The sequence below is a fragment of the Thalassococcus sp. genome, from assembly GCF_982780845.1.
The window spans coordinates 257,584-276,110 of sequence record NZ_CEYADA010000002.1; the positions used below are offsets into that span (position 1 = coordinate 257,584).

Annotated in this window: 17 protein-coding genes; 3 read left to right on the forward strand and 14 right to left on the reverse strand. The window is 59.8% G+C overall.

The window, feature by feature from the left end; all coding sequences use genetic code 11:
• Positions 1-159: 159 nt before the first annotated feature.
• The 5 genes from AC4FIA_RS03405 to AC4FIA_RS03425 are packed head-to-tail and all read right to left on the reverse strand — an operon-like array spanning position 160 to position 6,546.
• A complete protein-coding gene (locus tag AC4FIA_RS03405) occupies positions 160-2,259 on the reverse strand; it encodes an NAD-dependent epimerase/dehydratase family protein (RefSeq protein WP_490364721.1) in 2,100 nt (699 codons plus the stop codon).
• 10 nt (positions 2,260-2,269) lie between these two features.
• The gene (locus AC4FIA_RS03410) at positions 2,270-3,241 is read right to left on the reverse strand and encodes a glycosyltransferase family 2 protein (protein ID WP_490364722.1); all 972 of its coding nucleotides are present in this window, start codon (positions 3,239-3,241) and stop codon (positions 2,270-2,272) included.
• Positions 3,228-4,442, reverse strand: a complete 1,215-nt coding sequence (locus tag AC4FIA_RS03415) for a glycosyltransferase (protein WP_490364723.1) — start codon at positions 4,440-4,442, stop codon at positions 3,228-3,230. Before AC4FIA_RS03415 ends, AC4FIA_RS03410 begins: the two co-directional genes overlap by 14 nt.
• Positions 4,439-5,422: an NAD-dependent epimerase/dehydratase family protein gene (locus AC4FIA_RS03420; RefSeq protein ID WP_490364724.1), complete on the reverse strand. Its 984-nt coding sequence runs from the start codon at positions 5,420-5,422 to the stop codon at positions 4,439-4,441. Before AC4FIA_RS03420 ends, AC4FIA_RS03415 begins: the two co-directional genes overlap by 4 nt.
• Positions 5,410-6,546 carry a Gfo/Idh/MocA family protein gene (locus AC4FIA_RS03425; RefSeq protein ID WP_490364725.1) on the reverse strand — a complete coding sequence of 379 codons (1,137 nt, stop codon included), beginning with the start codon at positions 6,544-6,546 and terminating at the stop codon, positions 5,410-5,412. The genes AC4FIA_RS03420 and AC4FIA_RS03425 overlap by 13 nt, the downstream gene beginning before the upstream one ends.
• Positions 6,547-6,841: 295 nt before the next feature.
• Here AC4FIA_RS03425 and AC4FIA_RS03430 point away from each other — a divergent pair, with 295 nt between their 5' ends.
• Both AC4FIA_RS03430 and AC4FIA_RS03435 read left to right on the forward strand, forming a co-directional pair.
• Positions 6,842-7,603, forward strand: a complete 762-nt coding sequence (locus AC4FIA_RS03430) for a WecB/TagA/CpsF family glycosyltransferase (protein ID WP_490364726.1) — start codon at positions 6,842-6,844, stop codon at positions 7,601-7,603.
• A gap of 171 nt (positions 7,604-7,774) precedes the next feature.
• Positions 7,775-8,272 carry a P-loop nucleotide/nucleoside kinase family protein gene (locus AC4FIA_RS03435; protein WP_490364727.1) on the forward strand — a complete coding sequence of 166 codons (498 nt, stop codon included), beginning with the start codon at positions 7,775-7,777 and terminating at the stop codon, positions 8,270-8,272.
• Here the strand turns inward: AC4FIA_RS03435 and AC4FIA_RS03440 are convergent, their stop codons facing one another.
• The 4 genes from AC4FIA_RS03440 to AC4FIA_RS03455 all read right to left on the reverse strand — a co-directional run bounded on the left by AC4FIA_RS03440 (position 8,273) and on the right by AC4FIA_RS03455 (position 12,634).
• Positions 8,273-9,589: a glycosyltransferase family 4 protein gene (locus AC4FIA_RS03440; protein ID WP_490364728.1), complete on the reverse strand. Its 1,317-nt coding sequence runs from the start codon at positions 9,587-9,589 to the stop codon at positions 8,273-8,275. It lies immediately after the preceding gene.
• A complete protein-coding gene (locus AC4FIA_RS03445; RefSeq protein ID WP_490364729.1) occupies positions 9,571-10,968 on the reverse strand; it encodes a hypothetical protein in 1,398 nt (465 codons plus the stop codon). The genes AC4FIA_RS03440 and AC4FIA_RS03445 overlap by 19 nt, the downstream gene beginning before the upstream one ends.
• 111 nt (positions 10,969-11,079) lie before the next feature.
• On the reverse strand, positions 11,080-11,715 hold the full coding sequence (locus AC4FIA_RS03450; protein ID WP_287473297.1) for a DUF1523 family protein: 636 nt from the start codon (positions 11,713-11,715) through the stop codon (positions 11,080-11,082).
• A 124-nt stretch (positions 11,716-11,839) separates the two neighbouring features.
• Positions 11,840-12,634, reverse strand: a complete 795-nt coding sequence (locus tag AC4FIA_RS03455; RefSeq protein WP_490364730.1) for an alpha/beta hydrolase — start codon at positions 12,632-12,634, stop codon at positions 11,840-11,842.
• A gap of 79 nt (positions 12,635-12,713) precedes the next feature.
• Here AC4FIA_RS03455 and AC4FIA_RS03460 point away from each other — a divergent pair, with 79 nt between their 5' ends.
• A complete protein-coding gene (locus AC4FIA_RS03460) occupies positions 12,714-14,189 on the forward strand; it encodes an NAD-dependent succinate-semialdehyde dehydrogenase (RefSeq protein WP_490364731.1) in 1,476 nt (491 codons plus the stop codon).
• A gap of 76 nt (positions 14,190-14,265) precedes the next feature.
• On the opposite strand, the gene AC4FIA_RS03465 is transcribed toward AC4FIA_RS03460, so the two are convergent.
• From AC4FIA_RS03465 to AC4FIA_RS03485, 5 genes are all read right to left on the reverse strand, one after another.
• Entirely contained in the window at positions 14,266-14,739 is a 474-nt protein-coding gene (locus AC4FIA_RS03465) for an Hsp20 family protein (protein ID WP_103910843.1), read from the reverse strand.
• A gap of 130 nt (positions 14,740-14,869) precedes the next feature.
• On the reverse strand, positions 14,870-15,673 hold the full coding sequence (locus AC4FIA_RS03470) for a trypsin-like serine peptidase (protein ID WP_488048872.1): 804 nt from the start codon (positions 15,671-15,673) through the stop codon (positions 14,870-14,872).
• A gap of 77 nt (positions 15,674-15,750) precedes the next feature.
• On the reverse strand, positions 15,751-17,064 hold the full coding sequence (glcF, locus tag AC4FIA_RS03475) for a glycolate oxidase subunit GlcF (RefSeq protein ID WP_490364732.1): 1,314 nt from the start codon (positions 17,062-17,064) through the stop codon (positions 15,751-15,753).
• Entirely contained in the window at positions 17,064-17,405 is a 342-nt protein-coding gene (locus AC4FIA_RS03480; protein ID WP_473031115.1) for a hypothetical protein, read from the reverse strand. The genes glcF and AC4FIA_RS03480 overlap by 1 nt, the downstream gene beginning before the upstream one ends.
• On the reverse strand, positions 17,402-18,517 hold the full coding sequence (locus tag AC4FIA_RS03485; RefSeq protein WP_490364815.1) for an FAD-binding protein: 1,116 nt from the start codon (positions 18,515-18,517) through the stop codon (positions 17,402-17,404). Before AC4FIA_RS03485 ends, AC4FIA_RS03480 begins: the two co-directional genes overlap by 4 nt.
• Positions 18,518-18,527: the final 10 nt, after the last annotated feature.

Genomic DNA, 18,527 nt, shown 5'->3' on the forward strand with positions numbered 1-18,527 from the left:
GCGCCCACAACTGGGGCGTCATTTTCTGGCTGATGATTGGCCGGATTGTCATCAATCCTTACCCCGTACCCAATTATTTACTGCACTCAACAGCGTCTCTTTCATCAGAACAATCTGTCAAAAATGCGGAGAAATCGGGAGAATTGTTAACAATCTGGATCAGAAGCCAAACAGGTTGGCCTCTTTGATCCCTTTTTCGACAAAGGCGCTGCGATCCGCTTCGGGTGCCCAGCCCAACATGGTCTTGGGTTTGTCATTCACAAAAGGCGAAAAATGGGCACGGCTTTTCCAATCGGCTAACGACGGGCGCGTCAGGCCGGTCCGGCGCAGCGCGTGTTTTTTCAGCACGTGTTTTACCGCATCTGCCGCGAACAGCAGGTTCAGGTTCGATCCCGAAACGCGGAGCTTGGCGCCATAGACCTGATGGATCGCGGCAAAGTAATCTCGCCCCGACATCATCGGCTCACCCACAAGGTTGAAGTCCTCGCCCAGTGCAGCGTCGTCTCCGGCCATGCGAATCAGGCCTTCGGCCACGTCATCGTTCAGAACAAACGGCAGGATGTTGTTGCCATGCCCCCAGATGCGCACTGCACCGGCACCATGCCAGCGGCCGATGCCCCAGTGTTGCAGCGGGCCGCCAGGGCCGATCACAATACCGGGCCGCGCGATGGTCAGGGGCAGACCGCGATCCTTGTGCATGGCCATCAGGCGGCGTTCGCATTCCGCCTTGGACCGCGCATAAAGGTTCCGGTCGGTCATGTCGTCGGGGAAACCCAGATCTTCGGTAATCTTCACGTTGGGATCTGACATGTCGTAGCTGGCAATCGTGCCGGTATAGACCAGCCGTTTGACCCCTGCGGTCATGGAAGCTTCGGCAATAGTTTCCGCGACACCCACATCGTTGATCAGGCAGTCCTCCCAAGACGTCCCCATCGCGCGGGCAAGGTTGAACACCACATCCATGCCTCGCATCGCATCGGTCAGACCTTCGCGGTCTTTCAGGGACACGCCCACGGTTTCCACCTGATCCGGCAGATCGGGGAAGGGGCCGGTTTTGCCACGCGACAGCACGCGTACGTCGCGCCCTTGGGCAACCAGCGCACGGGTCAGCGCACGCCCGATAAAGCCTGTGCCGCCAATGACCATTGCCGTCGGTTTCGGGTCACGGGTTTTGACGGCAGGCGCTGCGACAGCCAGTTGTTCGGCGGGCACCAAAGCCAAAGCATCGTCCAGCGCCTGCATCACCTGAACGGCGGCTTCTGCGCTGAAACGTGGGTCGGCGGGTTTGTCCAGATTGCCATAGATCGCGCGGTTCATGCCGCGAAAGCTCTGACCATAGGCGCTTTGTTTGTTCAGGGATTTGGTCTGCACAAACAGATTGCGCATCCCTTCGCGCAGGTGCTGGGCCGACATATCCAGCTGGCGGCGCAGCGGGTTTACGATCAGATCCGATGTGTTTTCACGGTCCACGACAAGCGTATCGGCGGCGAAATCCAGACGGGCACGGCCGGATGACCCGCGCAAAGTAACCGAACGGTCATCGACGCTTTCGACCATGCTGACCGTGATGTTCAGATCGACATCGCCCGCCCTTGCCAGAATGCGGAACATCTGGGGGCGTGTGTCGTCGCCGGGCAAGTCCACGGGCTTGGACAGGATCGTATATTCGACGGTGACAGGGCCAAACAGATCGACGGCAAAGGCCATCAGGTGTGGGCCTAGTTCCAACAGCAGATTGCGCGGTTCGCGCAGCAGCCAGAGGTTATAGGGACCGGACCGCAAGGGGGCCAAGGGCAATGCCCATGTCAGTTCTGCTGATGATACGCGGCCCAAGGAACCACCGGTAACCATGTCCTTCAGCCGCTCATAGGATGGCAGGCCAAGGAAGTTATGGCCGGGGTGGAACCGCGCGCCGGATTTTTCCGCCGCGTCCGCCATCGCGCGGGTGTCATCTGCACTGGTGGCGACAGGCTTTTCAACGGTCACATGCAGGCCAGCGTTCAGGCACTGGATGGCGATGTCTTTGTGGATATGCGGGGGCGTCAGGATGTGCACGGCATCGCATGTGCCGCTTTCGATCAGCTCGTCCACCGACCCGAACGCCTGCGCACCGAACGCGGCGGCCAGCCCCTCGGCGGCGGCGCGGGATGTGTCGGCAACGGCGGCGACTGTGACGCCACGAGTGTCGCGCAGCGCCTCGGCGTGCCAGGTGGCGATATAGCCTGCGCCAATCAAACCTACGCGTATCGGATCGGACATATCTGGCCCCTTACTTGTACTCGATCAGGCGCATGTCAGCGCCGGTGAGCCTGCGAAGATGGAATCGTAGATATCCTTGCAGGTTCGGAAATTTGGAAATGGTCAGCAAGACCGCATGACGACGTGCCTCGGACGCAGGCAGTCCTTCTGCCATCAGCCCCTTGGCCGTGCGCCACCAGTTCAGCGGATAGATCAGCAGCAAAAGCAAGGCGGGCCAGCCGATCAGCGCCAGCAGAACCAAGGTCGCAACCGGAACGGTAAGCGCGTAGATCAACATCCGCTGCCGTTCGCGCACGAAATAGTCGGGGTGCAGATGGCCCACTTGACCAAAGCCATGGCCGGTCCGTTCGGCACGTCGCCACCACTGGCTGAACTGATAGGTCGCCGCATCGTGGCGCGTCATGTCCTCGGGGATACGTTCAAGTTTGCCGCCAGCTTTGGCCAGCCGCACGCACAGGTCGTCATCCTCTGCCGCGATCACGGCCATGTTGAAGCCGCCGATCTGTTCAAACGCGCTGGCGCGGACCATCATGTTTCCGCTGCACGCCTGAATGGGGCCAGCAGGGCGCAGCCATTCCACATCGCACATCTGGTTGTAGACCGACGCATCGCGGTTGATTTCGCGGGTCCAGCCGGTGACCAGATAATGCCCCGGGTTGGCGTCCAGAAATGCAGCACCCTTGGCGACCCAGCCGGCGACCGTCTGGCAATCGCCATCAATGAACTGCACGTAATCCGGGGGCGTGTCACGGGCCATGGCCGCTGCAAAACCAGCGTTGCGGGCGCGGGCGGCAGAGTGGGGGATGGAGTTGTCCAGTTCTACGACCTCGACACCGGCGGCGCGCGCCTTGGCGACGCTGTCATCTGTCGATCCGCTGTCCACAAAGATGATCCGCCGCGCTTGGCCCTTCAGGCTGGCAAGCGACGCCTCGATGCGGGCCCCTTCGTTGCGGCCGATCAGGATGGCGTCAACCACGCTCATGCAGATCCCCTTGGAACAGGGCCGACAGTTTTGCGGCCTCTGTGGCGATGTTGAAGTCTTGTGTGACCTTGTCGCGGCCTGCCTGACCCATGGCATGACGGTCTGTCGAGGGGGAAAGCAGGTCTTTCAGTGCCCCTGTCAGCGCGTCCGTATCCCCAGGCGCGACGAGTTTGCCGGATACGCCATCTTCGACAAGCTCTGGAATGCCAGCGATGCGGGTGGTCAGCACGGGGACCCCAGCCGCTATCGCCTCCATCAGGACAACGGGCACGCCTTCGGCAAAACTGGGCAGAACGAAAAGGGACGCGTGCGTCAGTGCCTCGGCCACTTCGGACTGGGATTTGTAGCCAACGAAATCGCAGCGATCGGCAATGCCCAGATCACGTGCTTTCGTCTCTAACTCGGCCCGATCCGGCCCGTCACCAATCAGGGTTAGGCGGAGGGTGGGGATATCTGCGGCCAGATCGGCGACAGATTGCAACAGGATCGGCACGCCTTTCACACCGGCCAGACGTCCGACGAACAGAAGGCGCGGCTCGGTGACGTCAGTCGGGGTGTAGCGGTCAGGCTGGATGCCGCAATGGACGATATGGAAACGGTCCCAATCGGCGGGTTTGGCAAAGCACATCAGTTGCGAACGGGCAAAGTTGGAGATGCAGGCCACAAACTTGGCCCGCGCCGCCTTTTCATCGATCCGCCAGTGATGCGGTTCGAAAAAGATGTCGGGGCCGTGGATCGTAAAGCTGTAGGGGATGCCCGACAGATGCGATGCCAGCATTGCCACCGTGCACGACGCCTTGGCGATATGGTTGTGCAGATGGGTGACGCCCGCGTCCTGTAACTTGGTCGCCAGCACCATCGCCTCGGCCAGATAGATCATCTGGTACAGGCGGCCCTTGATGCCCTTGGGCGCCGTGGACCATGCAAGCTTTAGCGCGGACAAAAAACGTGCAGGCTGGCGCAGGTTCTGACCCAAAGCGCGCAGGAATAGGGTCGATTTGACCGCTTCCAACACGTGAAACGTCTGCGCCTGTTCGCTGCGCTGTTCGGGGCCGACCAGATGTTCAACGCCCGTGCGTCGGATCGAACATGTCTGAACCTCGTGCCCCAGATCGCGCAGGGCCGCGACCTCCCGCTGGATGAAGGTGTCAGAGGCGCGGGGGTATTCGCCCGTCAGATATGCGATCTTGCGCAGGCTCATGCAGCGTCCTCGGCAGGGATCTGCATCAGCTCTTCAAAGGTCGCGTCGCTGGAAACGTTCAGCGCCTTGTGCATGGCGTCGTTAGGGTACTTCAGCTCCATCATCCGCGCCCGCAGAATGCGTTCTTTCAAAAGCCCAGGCACGTAGCGCGCAAAGGGCCGCGCCAGTTTGGCCAGAACCAAAGCGGTGGGGAAGGACACCTGCACCGCAAAGCGCGGCCCGCCTTTGTCGCCAATCGCGTCGATCACACGCAGGCGGCTGGGGCGGTCATCATCAAGGATGTTCAGCGCCTTTGTGCCGTTCGGATCGGTCATAACCGCTGCAATGATCGCCTTGGATGCCATGTGAACATGGACGACAGGAACTTCGCCCTTTTTACCGACCTGTACCATAACGGGACCGAACTGCTGGCCTGTGTGGGCGGTTGATAGTTGATCCTTGGAATAGACCAGACCGATCCGCAGCATCCACAACCCGCGTCCGTCCTGTTCGCAAAACACCTGACACAGATGCTCCTGCCGCAACTTGGACGCCGTGTAGACATCACGCGCCTTGTCGGGGGCTTCAACCTTGGTCGCCTCGGTCACGGTGCCGCCGGGTTTGACCGTCAGATAGTCATATACCGACATCGAGCTGACCAGAACAAAACGCCGTGCGGGGGCGTTTTTCATGGCCTTCAGCAAATGATCGGTGGCGCGCAGCGTGTCGCGGTCGTGCGGGGCCTTTTCGTTGCCCATATGACCGGCGGCATGCACGATCACATCGGCATCCGAGGCAGCAGCGGCCAAGGTTTCCTGTACGTCGAATTCCGCCAGATCGGCGTTCACGATACGGATGCCGTCGTCATTTTTCCAAGACAGGGGGTACTTGCTGCGCACGATGGCCGTGACGGCGATGCCGTTTTTGCGGGCTTCAGACACAATAGCGCGGCCAAGATACCCTGCGCCGCCGGTAACAAGAATACGGTTTACATCGCCCAAGGCATCGGCTCCATCGGCTGGCAAGTGGTGGTCATTTTCTGCGCGCCCGTGTCATCGCCTGCGTTCTGTATGGCAAGCGTCACCTCGGTCAGATGTAGCGCATAGTTGCCCGACATACGGGACGGGCGGCCTTCTGCGATGGCATCCAGCATTTCGGCAGGGCCAAGGGCAAAGTTCATGCTGGCCGCGCCCCAGCGCCCCGTTTTGGGGTGGGTTTCGCCCGCGATGCGCAGGCGTTTCGGGAACGGGTGTTCCAGCAGTTTCCGGCGAACGGTCATGCGGCGGGCATAGCGGATTTTGGCACTGTTATCCCATGCGGCGTTGCAGGTAAGAACGCCATCGTCGCCGATCACCTTCATGCTGTGGTCATGGGGCGCCACGATCGAACATGTCAGCCGCGTCACGGGGCCGTTTTCGAAAAACAGGGTGGCGACGGACAGATCAGGCGCGAAGGGTCCCGTGCCCGCCTTGTCAGGGATCACCTCGGCCGAGGCGGCGGTCACGGACCGGACGCCGCCAAACCATGCCAGAAGCCAGCTTAGGTAATAGCCCGCGTGCTCTAGCGTGCAGCCGACACGGAATTCATCCTCATAAGGCCACGGCGCGCCGCTTTCGGTCATCCATTTGCGGAAGGGTGCTTGCGGGACGAAACCGTCATCCAGTTCCGCATAGATCGCGCGGGGCGTACCCGCCGTGCCGTTCCTGATGGCTCGGCCCAGTGTTTGCGCGGCCTCACCCAGAACCGAACAGGGCGCGCTGGCCAGTTGCAGGCCCTTGGCCGCCGCCAGTTCGGTTAGCGTCTTTGCCTCAGCCACTGTCATGGCCAGCGGCTTTTCGCAGTACACATGATGGCCCGCATTCAGGCAGGCGCTGTTCACCTCGAAATGCGCGCTCGGGTTGGTCAGGTTCAGCACAACGCCGCCTTTCGGCAGCATATCCAGAAGCGCTGCTTGATCCGGCGCGGCGGACAGGCCCCAATGGGCGCAGAACGCAGCCAGACGCGCGGCGTCGTGATCCCAGACGCCAGTCACGCGGATATCGGGGAAGGTTTGCAGCGACCGCATGTACAGATCGGCGACAAAGCCACATCCGATGATCGCGACGGATTTATCCTGATCACGCATCACGATCCATCCCGCCCCTTTGCCCAAGACAGGGGGCGTATTGTCTGTCCAATCCTGTCGATCATTCTGCGGATGCCTTGTTTCGTCCGTAACGCGCTAAAAAACTCTGTACTCAGAAGAAAATGGCCTGAATTCGGCGAAGTTTGGTAATTCTATCAATTCCACCGTGAAAGATCAGGGTTTGTTGCGAAAAAACCTGTTGTGATGCGCAGATGCGATGCAGGCGCTGGACGCGGGCTTCTGAAGTTTGCATGAAACGAAGATAACGATTGGCACCCAGCGCAGGGGACGTGGTTTGGATTTCAAGGTCGGCACATATCAGGTTCGGGTGAACACACCGACGGTGAAAGACCTGCACGATCAGGTGCGTGCGCGGCTGTCGTCGGGGCAGGGCTTTGCTTTGGCGACGTTGAACCTTGATCATCTGGTGAAGCTGCGGACATCGATGCCGTTCCAAGCGGCCTATGCCGCGCAGGATATTGTCGTGGCCGATGGCAATCCGATTGTGTGGCTGTCCAAGCTTGCCGGTAAACCTGTCGAACTGATTCCCGGATCAGACGCGATCATTCCGCTGTGCTGGATCGCGGCGCAGGTGGGTGCGCCTGTTGGGTTGGTGGGCAGCACGGATGACACGTTGAAGGCCGCAGCAGAGTATCTTGAGCGCCAAGTCGAGGGGCTGAAGGTCGTCTCGACCATCGCGCCGGCGTTCGGGTTTGATCCCAAAGGCGCGGATGCCGAGGCGATCCTGAAGGACCTGCAAAGCTCCGGTGTGCGCCTTTGCTTCATCGCGCTAGGCGCGCCCAAGCAGGAAGAGTTTGCCGCCAAAGGGCGCGACGTGACACCCGAGATCGGATTTGCGTCAATCGGCGCAGGTTTGGATTTCTTTTCCGGCGCGCAAGAACGGGCACCTGCTTGGGTGCGCAAGATCGCGATGGAATGGCTGTGGCGAACGCTGGGGCAACCTGCCCGCATGGTGCCGCGCTATGCCAAATGTTTTGGCATTCTTCCCGGTCATACGCTGCGTGCTGCTATGCAACGGATGGGCTTGGGTCGGTAATTCCAGCCTCGACTTTTCGGCGTAATCAGGCAGATTGTCGGACATGATGTCTTTGCTTCAGAATATGTGCGCGCGCTGCGCCCGAATTATCGTCCCGGCCTGAGCGGTCGGGTCGGGTTATTTCTGTTCTGAATTTCAAACGCGCGTGATGCGCTTTCAAAGGCACGTATTATGTCACTGAAGAACCCTGTTCTGCACATGCTGTGCGGAAAAATAGCTGCGGGAAAATCGACCCTTGCGGCTGAATTGGCTTCTGAGCCCGACACTGTTTTGCTGTCCGAGGATGACTGGCTTTCGACCCTGTTCGGGGATCAAATGAAGACCATCCCCGACTATGTGCGCTGTTCAGCAAAGCTGCGTCAGGTGATGGGGCCGCATGTCGTGCAACTGTTGAACGCGGGCCTGTCGGTTGTACTGGATTTCCCCGCCAACCGCGTCGACAACCGCGCGTGGATGCGCAGGCTGTTAGAACAGACGAAGGCAGACAACCGGATGCATGTTTTGACCATTCCAGAAGATGCACGCCGCGCGCGTTTCAACGCCCGTAATGCGGCGGGCGATCATCCGTTTTCGGTGACGGATGAACAATACGAGGCGATGTCGGCCTATTTCCAAGAACCGACCGAGGACGATGGCTTTACCATCGTCCAACATCACGCCACGGCGTGATCAGCCGGTGATCAAGCTGGGCGCTGGGCCGGCCGGGTCCAAGGCCCAGTCATAGGCCCGCAGGATCTGGCGGGCCTTTTGATCCCATGTGAACGTGCTGTCGACACGTGCCTTGGCGGCCTTTCCTTTGGTGGCCAAAGGCGCAGGATCGGCGACAAGATCGGTCAGCAGGGAGGCTAGATCGCGTTCGATCTCGCTCTTTGATCCGCAGGGGATTTTGTAGCCCCACGCATCGCTGACCAACTCGCCCGGACCCGCGTAATCCACGACGATGGGCGGCAGGCCCAATGCCATCGCCTCAAGCACCACGCCGCCGCCGAATTCGCGGATAGACGGGAAGGTCAGGCAATCGGCCTTGGCCATGATGTCCTGCACCTCTTGGTGGGCCTTCCAGCCGTGGAACGTCACCGCATCGCCCATCGGGGCTGCGAGCGCCTCTAATTCCGCGCGTTGCGGGCCGTCGCCGACGATATCCAGCACTATTTTGCCGGACATCAGCAGATCACGCGCTGCATTCAGCAGCATGGTCGCGCCTTTGTAAGGCACCAGCCGTCCGACAAAGACACCGCGAAGCGGAGTGTCGGTGGATGGGCTGGCCGTCATGTTAAAGCGCGACGGGTCGATCCCGTTTTCGGGCAGGAACAGTGTCTTGTTTTGGAACTGTTCCGGCACCTCTGACGCCGTGTGGCGTGACCCAGCAAGGATGACCGAGGCATGTTTCAAAGTGGCGGTTCTGTTCGGCAGCAGTTTGTAGGCCGACCGCACGTAGCTCAGCCATTCCTTTTCGCCTCTGCGCTCGGCCTCGAAGCCTTTGGGCCAAGGCACGCCACCGTTCAGGGGGCCGATTACAAAGGGCACGTTGGCTTTGGCAACCTTGGCCGCGATGGGCGATGCGATGGTGGGCGACAGGGGCGTGATGCGGTGCACGATATCCCAATCGCCGGCTTTGATGCTGTCACCGAAGGCACGCCAGACCAGCCGTTCGAACCAAGGGTAGCTGAGCGCATTGATCGCCTGCACCATGGTCCAGCCCTTGCCTTCGCCCATGCGCAGTTTCTCGGCCAGCTTCCATGCGGGCTTGGCAAATGTCTCGGAATCGATGGCGGTGAAATCGGCGCCTTCTTTCAGGCCAGCCCGCAGAAACGCATCGCGATTGCGGATCTGGGTGACGATGTGCACGTCGGCGTGTGCGCGCAGTGCGCTGGCAAGCGACCAGCCGACCAAAGGCACGCTGACCCATTCGGGGTTGGCGGCCTCGGCGATGGCCAGAACGCGCAGTTTGCGGTCACTCGGGAACGTCACAGGATCGGTCGCCACTTCATCTCGTAGGTACGTTTGCTTTGTTCGCTTTTACTGTGGCGCAATCGTTCCGCATAGCCCGTCAGCGCGCCGGCCATCAGCCACGTCAGCGGGGTCAGTGTGGCGTTGGGCAGCATGTCGAACACGTTGAACGCAAGGATCAGCGACATAGGCGCGATCAGGGGGGTGATCTGCGATTCCGCCAGCCGCCTTGCCTGTTGCCAGAGCAGGAAGATGGGCAAGGTCAGCAAACCGAATTCGGCCAGAAACCCGATCCAGCCGTAAACGCCGAACACGATGATCCAGCGGCCGTCGGATACAGTCACCAATTCGCCTGTCACATGGTCGTAAATCTGGTTGCGGCCCCAACTGCCCCATCCGAAGGCAGGCTTATCCATAGCGCGTTCCAAAAGCGCATCTTCGTTCATGAAGCGGAAGCGCAGGGAATTGCCGCGGTCTTCGTCGATCTTGTCGAACTGGGCAAGGATCGCGTCCTGCGGCACCAGATCGACAGCCTTAAGGTTCGGATAGGCCAATGCCAATGCCGCCAGAGCGATGGCAAGGTTGATCTGCATCATCCGGCCCAACAGCACGACACATGGCACCAATGCCATCAGGAACAGCAGCGCGCCAAAGGATTTCGCGAGCACTACGACGGCGGAAAGATAAAGGCCGATAAACAAGTATTTTGACCGGCTTTTTCCTTCGGACATGCGCCATAGAGCAAAGGCGGACACGGCGGCTGTCATCGCAAAGAAAGCGACCCACAATCCGTGGTACAGGAAAACGACGGGGCGGAACCCGCCAAAGCGGATCGATTGGCCAAAGAAGTGCTGGTAATAGCCGTAAATCCAGTTGTTCAGCTGCGGCGACAGACGCACTTCGATCAGCATCAGAACGGAATAGACCAGCCCGCCGATCACGATCGCGGTCAGCAATTCTTGCTGCGTGTCGCGTGTTGATAACAGCTGCCGCGCAAGCAGGAAGGGCAGAAGCAACAGGAACTGCTGCATAGGCAGAGCGATGGCGTCTTTGATGCCGAGCGCGGGAATATACGTCAGCCCCCAAGTGATCGATTCACCGTTATTCAGAACGGTGAAGATCGGCGAGAAGATGAACACCAGCACCAGACCTTTGGCGATGCGGTTCTCTGGCAGAATGCGGAATTCCTGATCCTTACTGAACAGCAGGATAAAGAACGCCGTCATCGCGGGAAGGGAATGTTTGGTGAAAGGCGGAAACAGTGGAAGGTCAAAGGCGGCAGGTGGCTCGGGTAGGAACAGATAGCCGCCCAGAAGCGAAATGATCAGGGCGCGCGACGGCTCATACCGTCGGAACAACACGACGGTGATGAAGGGCCATGCGGCCAACATCAGATAGGCGAGTGGATTGGGCATCCTCTGATCTGGGTTCCGTTACGCTTTGGGGCCTGTCACTTTGTGCCGATTGCTCATTCTCCGCAGTATAGCCACGGAAAATGCGCAAATTAGGAAGAAAATGCGGCTTTCTTACTTAGACCCACGGAACCAGTCCTTCAGACTGCGGCGTTTTTCAGCAAGCGAATGGCCCGCGTCGTCGATACCGTCTGCGATTTCGTCAATCACAGGATCGATGCGGTTGTGGCGGAACCGACGCCAGCGCACGTAAAGCGCCCAGAAAATCGCGGCCAGAACGATCAGAATGATAATCGCTTTCCACGGGATGATGCGGACATCGGGCCCTTCGACAGGGCGGATCGACAGGGCGTTCGGGAAGATCGTCAGAAATTCGAACCGTGCGCCGTAATGTGTGATCGCCACCCACTGCGGTTCGGCTGCGGTGGATTTGAAATCAACCGCTTCGGCCTGAAGGTTCGAGCTGTCGAACTTGAAGTACGGCGGCCAACCCCAGCCTGTGTCTTCGTTGCGGTAGACCATCACGTCGCCATTGGCGAGCCGCGTCTGGATAAAGAAAACATCGCGGCTGGTTGAGCTGGACGAACCGGCCTCGGGACGGGCCCAGAACATCGAGTTGTTCCCAAGATCCATCCGCTTTTCATAGGTGTCGGTGACGCGGGCAATGTCGTTCTGCGGTAGCGTGTAAAGCAGAAACAGGGCGACAAAGCCCCAGAACAAGATAATCGCAATCCACTTTACATAAGACATTTGTGCATCCCACCTGACGTTGTCTGATCACATAATGGATTGGCGCATAAAGGCAAAGCGCCCAATGCGTGTGGCGTTCCGTCATTGCGGTTGTGCCGCAGCATTGGGCAGGGTTTTGCGCAGATCAGTCCGAAAACAGCGCCTCTGTGATCGGGCTGTCGGCCTGTTCCAGCCCGTCAACAACGTCAAAGTGGTGTTTGCCGCTGTCGATAATGTGGGCCGCGCCCCATGCCTCGGCCAGCCAGCGCGCCTGATCCAGAAAGACAGGGCGTTCATCGGCACCGACCCAGACGGTCACGGGGATATCGGGTTTGGCTTGAAAGATCGGGCTTTCGTCGTGGGCTTCTTTTTCGCTCAGCCGGAAGTCTGCGTTCATTTGCGTTAGCAAAAGCGGGCGCAGATCGCTGACTGGCGAGATCGGCATGACAATGCGGATACGGGCCATAACCGCATCGGGCAACACGCCCGGTGCCATCATCCGCGACACAAGATGGCCGCCAGCAGAATGGCCCATCAGACGGATCGGGATTGCGGGGATGCGGTCAGCGATGGCCGCGATGGCCACGGAAATCTGGCGCGTGATGTCGGCCACATGCACTGTCGGGCACAGGTCATAAGACGGCATCGCCACGGCGCAGCCGCGATCCAATGCGCCTTGTGCCAGATGAGACCAGTCTTCGCGTCCGAACCGCCGCCAGTACCCGCCGTGAACAAAGATCACCAATTCCTTTGTGTCCGCCTCCGGCAGGAACAGATCGTAGGCCTGTCGCGTTGTGTCCCCATACGAGACACCCAGTTCGGCGCGGCCTTCGATCGACAGCATGTCACGCAATGCCTGTGCTTTGGCTGCCCAACGGGGTGGATAGCTGTCTGCATCGGGAATGTGTGTGTGATTTGAATAGGCGTCGTCCCAATCCATCGCTTTCCTCCTTGGCGGGCGGCTTTATCTGTGATCAAAAATCGGTGCGCCCTGCGGACCTACTATGCTGGAGACCTTCATGCTTGACGAGACCACAAACCTAACTTCGCTTCTGAATGACCCCAGCCTGCTACAAACTCAGGCCTATATCGGTGGCCAGTGGGTTGATGGTGATGACGGAACCTTTGATGTCGACAACCCCGCGCGCGGCGACGTGATCGCCAAGGTCGCGGATGTGTCGCGCCTTCAGGTGGCAGATGCTATCGCGCAGGCGCAGATCGCCCAAAAGGAATGGGCAAAGTGGACGGGTAAGGAACGCGCAAATGTCATGCGCAAATGGTTCGACCTAATGATGGCGAACCAGGATGACCTTGCCACGATCATGACCGCCGAACAGGGCAAGCCGCTGGCTGAATCCAAAGGCGAGATTGCTTATGGCGCCAGCTTTGTCGAATTCTTTGGTGAACAGGCGAAACGGATTTACGGCGAAACCATCCCCGGCCATCAGCGCGATAAGCGTATCATGGTGATGAAGCAGCCCATCGGCGTTGCAGCATCGATCACGCCGTGGAATTTCCCCAACGCGATGATCACGCGCAAGGCGGGCCCTGCATTGGCGGCTGGCTGTGCGTTCGTTGCACGCCCCGCGTCGGAAACACCGCTGTCGGCCTTGGCGCTGGCGGTCTTGGCGGAACGCGCAGGCATCCCCGCAGGTGTCTTCAACGTTGTGCCGTCCAATTCGGCGTCCGAGGTAGGTAAGGAATTCTGCGAGAACCCGATCGTGCGCAAGCTGACCTTTACCGGATCGACCGGCGTCGGCCGCATCCTGTTGGCGCAGGCCGCGGATCAGGTGATGAAATGTTCGATGGAGCTTGGCGGCAACGCGCCGTTCATCGTGTTTGACGACGCGGATATCGACGCCGCTGTCGAAGGCGCGATCATGTGCAAGTTCCGCAATAACGGACAAACCTGCGTCTGTGCGAACCGCATCTACGTGCAGGCCGGTGTCTATGACGAATTCGCTGAAAAGCTGCGTGCCAAAGTGGCCGAGATGAAGGTCGGCGACGGTCTGGCCGGCGAGGTCGATCTTGGCCCGCTGATCACGCGCAAAGCCATCGACAAGGTTCAGGAACACATCGCAGACGCCAAGGAAAAGGGCGCCGAGGTGATCTTGGGTGGCGAAGATCATGAATTGGGCGGCAACTTCCTGCACCCGACCATCGTGAAAGGCGCGACACAGGATATGAAGTTCTCGACCGAAGAAACCTTTGGCCCGCTTGCGCCGCTTTTCAAGTTCGAAACCGAAGACGATGTGATCGAAATGGCCAATGACACGATCTTTGGTCTGGCATCCTATTTCTACGCCAAAGACCTGAGCCGCGTGTACAAGGTGGCCGAAGCATTGGAATACGGGATCGTTGGTGTAAACACCGGCATCATCTCGACCGAGGTCGCGCCGTTCGGGGGCGTCAAGCAATCCGGCCTTGGCCGCGAAGGCAGCCACCACGGCATCGAGGAATACCTTGAAATGAAATACGTCTGCCTGTCGGTCTGATCGGACCACAGCAACGCAAAACGCCCCGGCAAAACCGGGGCGTTTTTCTTTGGATATTCGGGATGTGAGAGACCCGTTAGTTGACCGCTTTGGCGTCAACCACGTCTTTTTCGATCTTCGCGCTGTCAGACTTGCTGATGGCGATACGACGTGGCTTTAGTGCCTCGGGGATTTCGCGCACCAGATCGATATGCAGCATGCCGTCGGCGTGCGATGCGCCTTCTACGCGGACATGATCGGCCAGATGGAACCGGCGTTCGAACGCACGGGTGGCGATACCGCGATGCAGGTAGGTGCGGGACTGGTCATCTTCGGATTTGCGCGCGGATACGACCAGCGCGTTTTCCTTGACCTCGACCGACAGGTCGTTTTCGGCAAAACCGGCGACTGCGATGGAAATCCGGTACGCGTCATCTGCGGTTTTTTCGATGTTGTAAGGTGGATAAGCCGGTTGGGACACGTCGTTGGACAGAACGCGGTCCATCATATCGGCGAGTTGGTCAAAACCAACGGTTGCACGGTAAAGGGGTGCAAAATCATAGCTTCGCATGGTCATCCTCCATTGAGCGACAACTGTGTTAATGTGCCTTCCTCATGGACAGGCACGCATGGAACAGAACCCCGTCATTGGCGGCCCTGTGCAAAATTATGTGGGAAGACCCCGTGGCGGGTTCAACCCCTTAGGGTTTGACAAATTTCGCGCCGGTGTCCGTGCGATTGCCTGCGCCCAACACACGGGTGCCGGGGGTGCCGGACAGGCCGGTGGCCTGTTCCAGTTCGCGGCGCAGCGCGTCAATCGGGCCTTCTAGCGAAACGCCCAAAGACACCGGTATGCCGTCTGCTTCGGCCTTGGCCGAGACGATGGACACGATCTTGGGCTTACCGGCCTGAAACGAAAACACCGGCGATCCGGATGCGCCAAAATCGACCTGACAGGACATGATGATGATCCCGTCTTGTCGTGAAATCACTTCGCACAACTCCTGAAGAGAGGGCGCTTCTGCATTGTCGTGGGTGTACGACACAACGCCGACCTCATCGCCGCTGGACGGACGGCGGGCCGTTTCGAAAGGCGTGATGGTGGTGTTCCGGATCGGATGCTGAAGCTCAAGCAGGGCCACATCGTTGCTGACGCGATCGGTGTTGGCCTTGGCCTGATAGTTGTATTCCGAATGGTGCACAGCGCGCCGGACATGCCGGTAGGCCGCCGCGCGCCCGTTCCGCCAACCGGCCAGAAACTGGATGTCGCTTGCGGGGACAAGCTCGGATGTCGAGGGATCGTACAGACAATGCGCCGCCGTCAGCACCAGGTTGGGGGCAATCAGCGCACCGGTGCAAAAGGCTTTGCCGCCGATTTCCAGACGCCCGACAGCATCCCATCCGCGACCCTGTTGGCTGGATCCAAGCGACAGAAGCCCCTGCCCATAGGCCACCTGACCCATGAGACAAAACATTCCGACGATACAAACAACCACTCGCCGCACGAACCACTCCTGCCTTTCGCGTATTTTTATTGGCGCGTTAGGGCGAAATTAGGGCGAATTATACGGTTTCCGCAATGTTAAGTTTGCGGAGCCAGCTTTGGTGGCACAGGCCCGCCGCTGGCCCAATCCAGCAGCTCGACCGTGTGGACAACGGGAATGTCTGTGCCTGAACCGATCTGCATCATGCAGCCGATGTTGCCTGCCGCGATGATCTCGGGTTGCTTGGCCTCTAGCGTGCGCACCTTGCGTTCCTTCAACTGACCGGAAATTTCCGGCTGCATCAGGTTATACGTGCCTGCCGATCCACAGCACAGATGACTGTCGGCGGGTTCGACCACCTCGAAACCGGCCGCTTTCAACAGGTTTTTGGGGTGCGTTTTGATCTTTTGGCCGTGCTGCAGGGAACAGGCCGCATGGTAGGCCACACGCTGGGTGGCGACGCCCGCGTTAAACACTTCAGGGCCGGTCTGTTCGACCAGTTTCGCCAGCACTTCGCTGACGTCCATCGCGATGGACGACACACGTGCGGCATCTGCGGCCAGCTCGTCATCAGTGCGGAACATGTGGCCGTAATCCTTGACGGTCGTGCCGCAGCCCGAGGTGTTGATCACGATGGCATCCAGCCCGCCGTTGTCCATTTCATGCGTCCATGCGCGGATATTGTCGGCGGCGCTGTTATGGCTTTGGTCGATCTTGCCCATGTGGTGGGTCAACGCCCCGCAGCAACCCGCGCCTTCGGCCACGACCACTTCGCAGCCCAGACGGGTCAGCAGGCGAATGGTCGCGTCGTTGATATCGGTGTTCAGCGCTTTTTGCGCACAGCCTGTCATCAGCGCCACGCGCATTTTCGGCGCGGTTTCCGGCGCAAAGCTTTGCGGGTCGTCATTGCGGCTAACGGGTGGGAGCACCTTGGGCGCCATATCCAGCATGGCCCGCAGACGCGCATCGGGCACCAGCCCACGGAAGGGGCGGGCGATCTTGGCCAGCAAAAGCGCCACGCGAAAGCGGGTGGGGTAAGGCAGGATCTGGGACAGAACCCAGCGCAGGGCGCGGTCCTTGACCGGGCGGTCGTAGTTTTCCTCGATATAGGCGCGGGCGTGATCGACCAGATGCATGTAATGCACGCCGGACGGGCAGGTCGTCATACAGGCCAGACAGGACAGGCAACGGTCGATATGCTGGACCGTTTTTTCGTCCGGCTCGCGGCTGTTTTCCAGCATGTCCTTGATCAGGTAGATGCGGCCCCGCGGGCTGTCCAATTCATCGCCCAGAACCTGATAGGTCGGGCAGGTCGCGGTGCAAAACCCGCAGTGCACACAGGCGCGCAGAATTTCGTTGGCGCGCTGCAATTCGGGCTTTTGTAGCTGGCTGTCGGTAAAATTGGTCTGCATCAGGGGCTCATCATCTTGGCGGTGGCGAGGCCGAACCACGGGGCTGTGGTTGCGATCATGCCTGCGATATAGGTCCAGCGGCGGGTCGTTTGTGTGCGAAGGCGGGTGTACAGCGCGCGGACCACCAAAGTGATCGCCAGCACCCACGACACCCACAGGCACAACAGCGCCGCGCTAGGGGTTGTTGATTTGAACAGGTTGGAAAACAGCAAAAGCGCAACCACAGAAATCGCCAGCGCGGCGATCAATGCCTTGGTCAGTGGACGGCGAAAGATGATCGCGTAGATCATCGGGCCGACCACAAAGCAAAGGACAAAGGCTGTGATCAGCGCCGGTGTCATGCGGTCATCAATCCGGGGTTCAGGATGCCGCGCGGGTCGAACTTGCGCCGCACGCCTTCCGACAGCATCGCGACAGGCGCGGGCTGCGGGTGGAACAGCGGCAGCGTCGTGCCAGATGCGCGGACCAACGTGGCGTGGCCGTCAAAGGCCCCCAGCTTGGCGCGGATGTCGCTGCCTGCGGGTGTCAGCGCCCAGATCAAACCGCCGCTCCAGTCATAGAACACCTCTTTGGCGTCAAGCTTTGCCGCCAGATCGGGGGCGTCGGTGGGTTTGGTCGAAATCCGCCAGACATCGCCTGTGGTTCCGTGGAACGGTTCGGCATCGCGGATGTAGGCCCAGCCTTTGGCAACGGCATCGGGATCGGTTTCACGGCGCAGCGCGTGGTTCGGGAACAGTCCCGCCAGTTGCTCAAGCCGGTAGGCGACGGAATCGTTAAAGCCCTCGATGCGGATCATGGTGACGGGCGTGCCGTCCAACCCTTTGGGCAGGTGCGCGGTGCCTGTCACGTCATAGGGCGACCCCATGGCGCGGGTCATGGCGTTAATCGCGTCGCGGTCATTCAGCCCGTCGATCAACAGGCAGGCCATGGTTTCGGGTTTCGGCAGAACCTTCAGCGAGACCTCGGTCAGCACGCCCAAGGTGCCCTGACTGCCTGCCATCAGCTTGACCAGATCATATCCGGTCACGTTCTTCATTACGCGGCCACCGTTTTTCACGATGCTGCCTTGGCCATCGACAAAACGGACGCCTAGCATGAAATCCCGTGCAGCACCGCATTGGATACGGCGGGGGCCGGATACGTTGGCCGCCGCGACGCCACCCAAAGTGGGTTCTCCCGTGGTGCCAAGTAGACCGCGATGATCCATCGGTTCAAAGGCAAGGCGTTGGTTTTCGGCGTCCAGCGCGGCTTCGATCTCGGTCAGCGGGGTGCCTGCACCTGCGACAACGGTCAAAGCACCGGGTTCGTACAGGGAAATGCCGGACAATCCGCCGGTTTCCAGAACCTGACCCAGTTCAGCGCCAGTACGGCGGGTGCCGCCGCCGCGAATGTGCAGCGGGCCTTTGGCCGATTTGATCGCCTCTGCCAGCTCGGCTTCGCTTTGCGGTTTCAGTGATGTCATC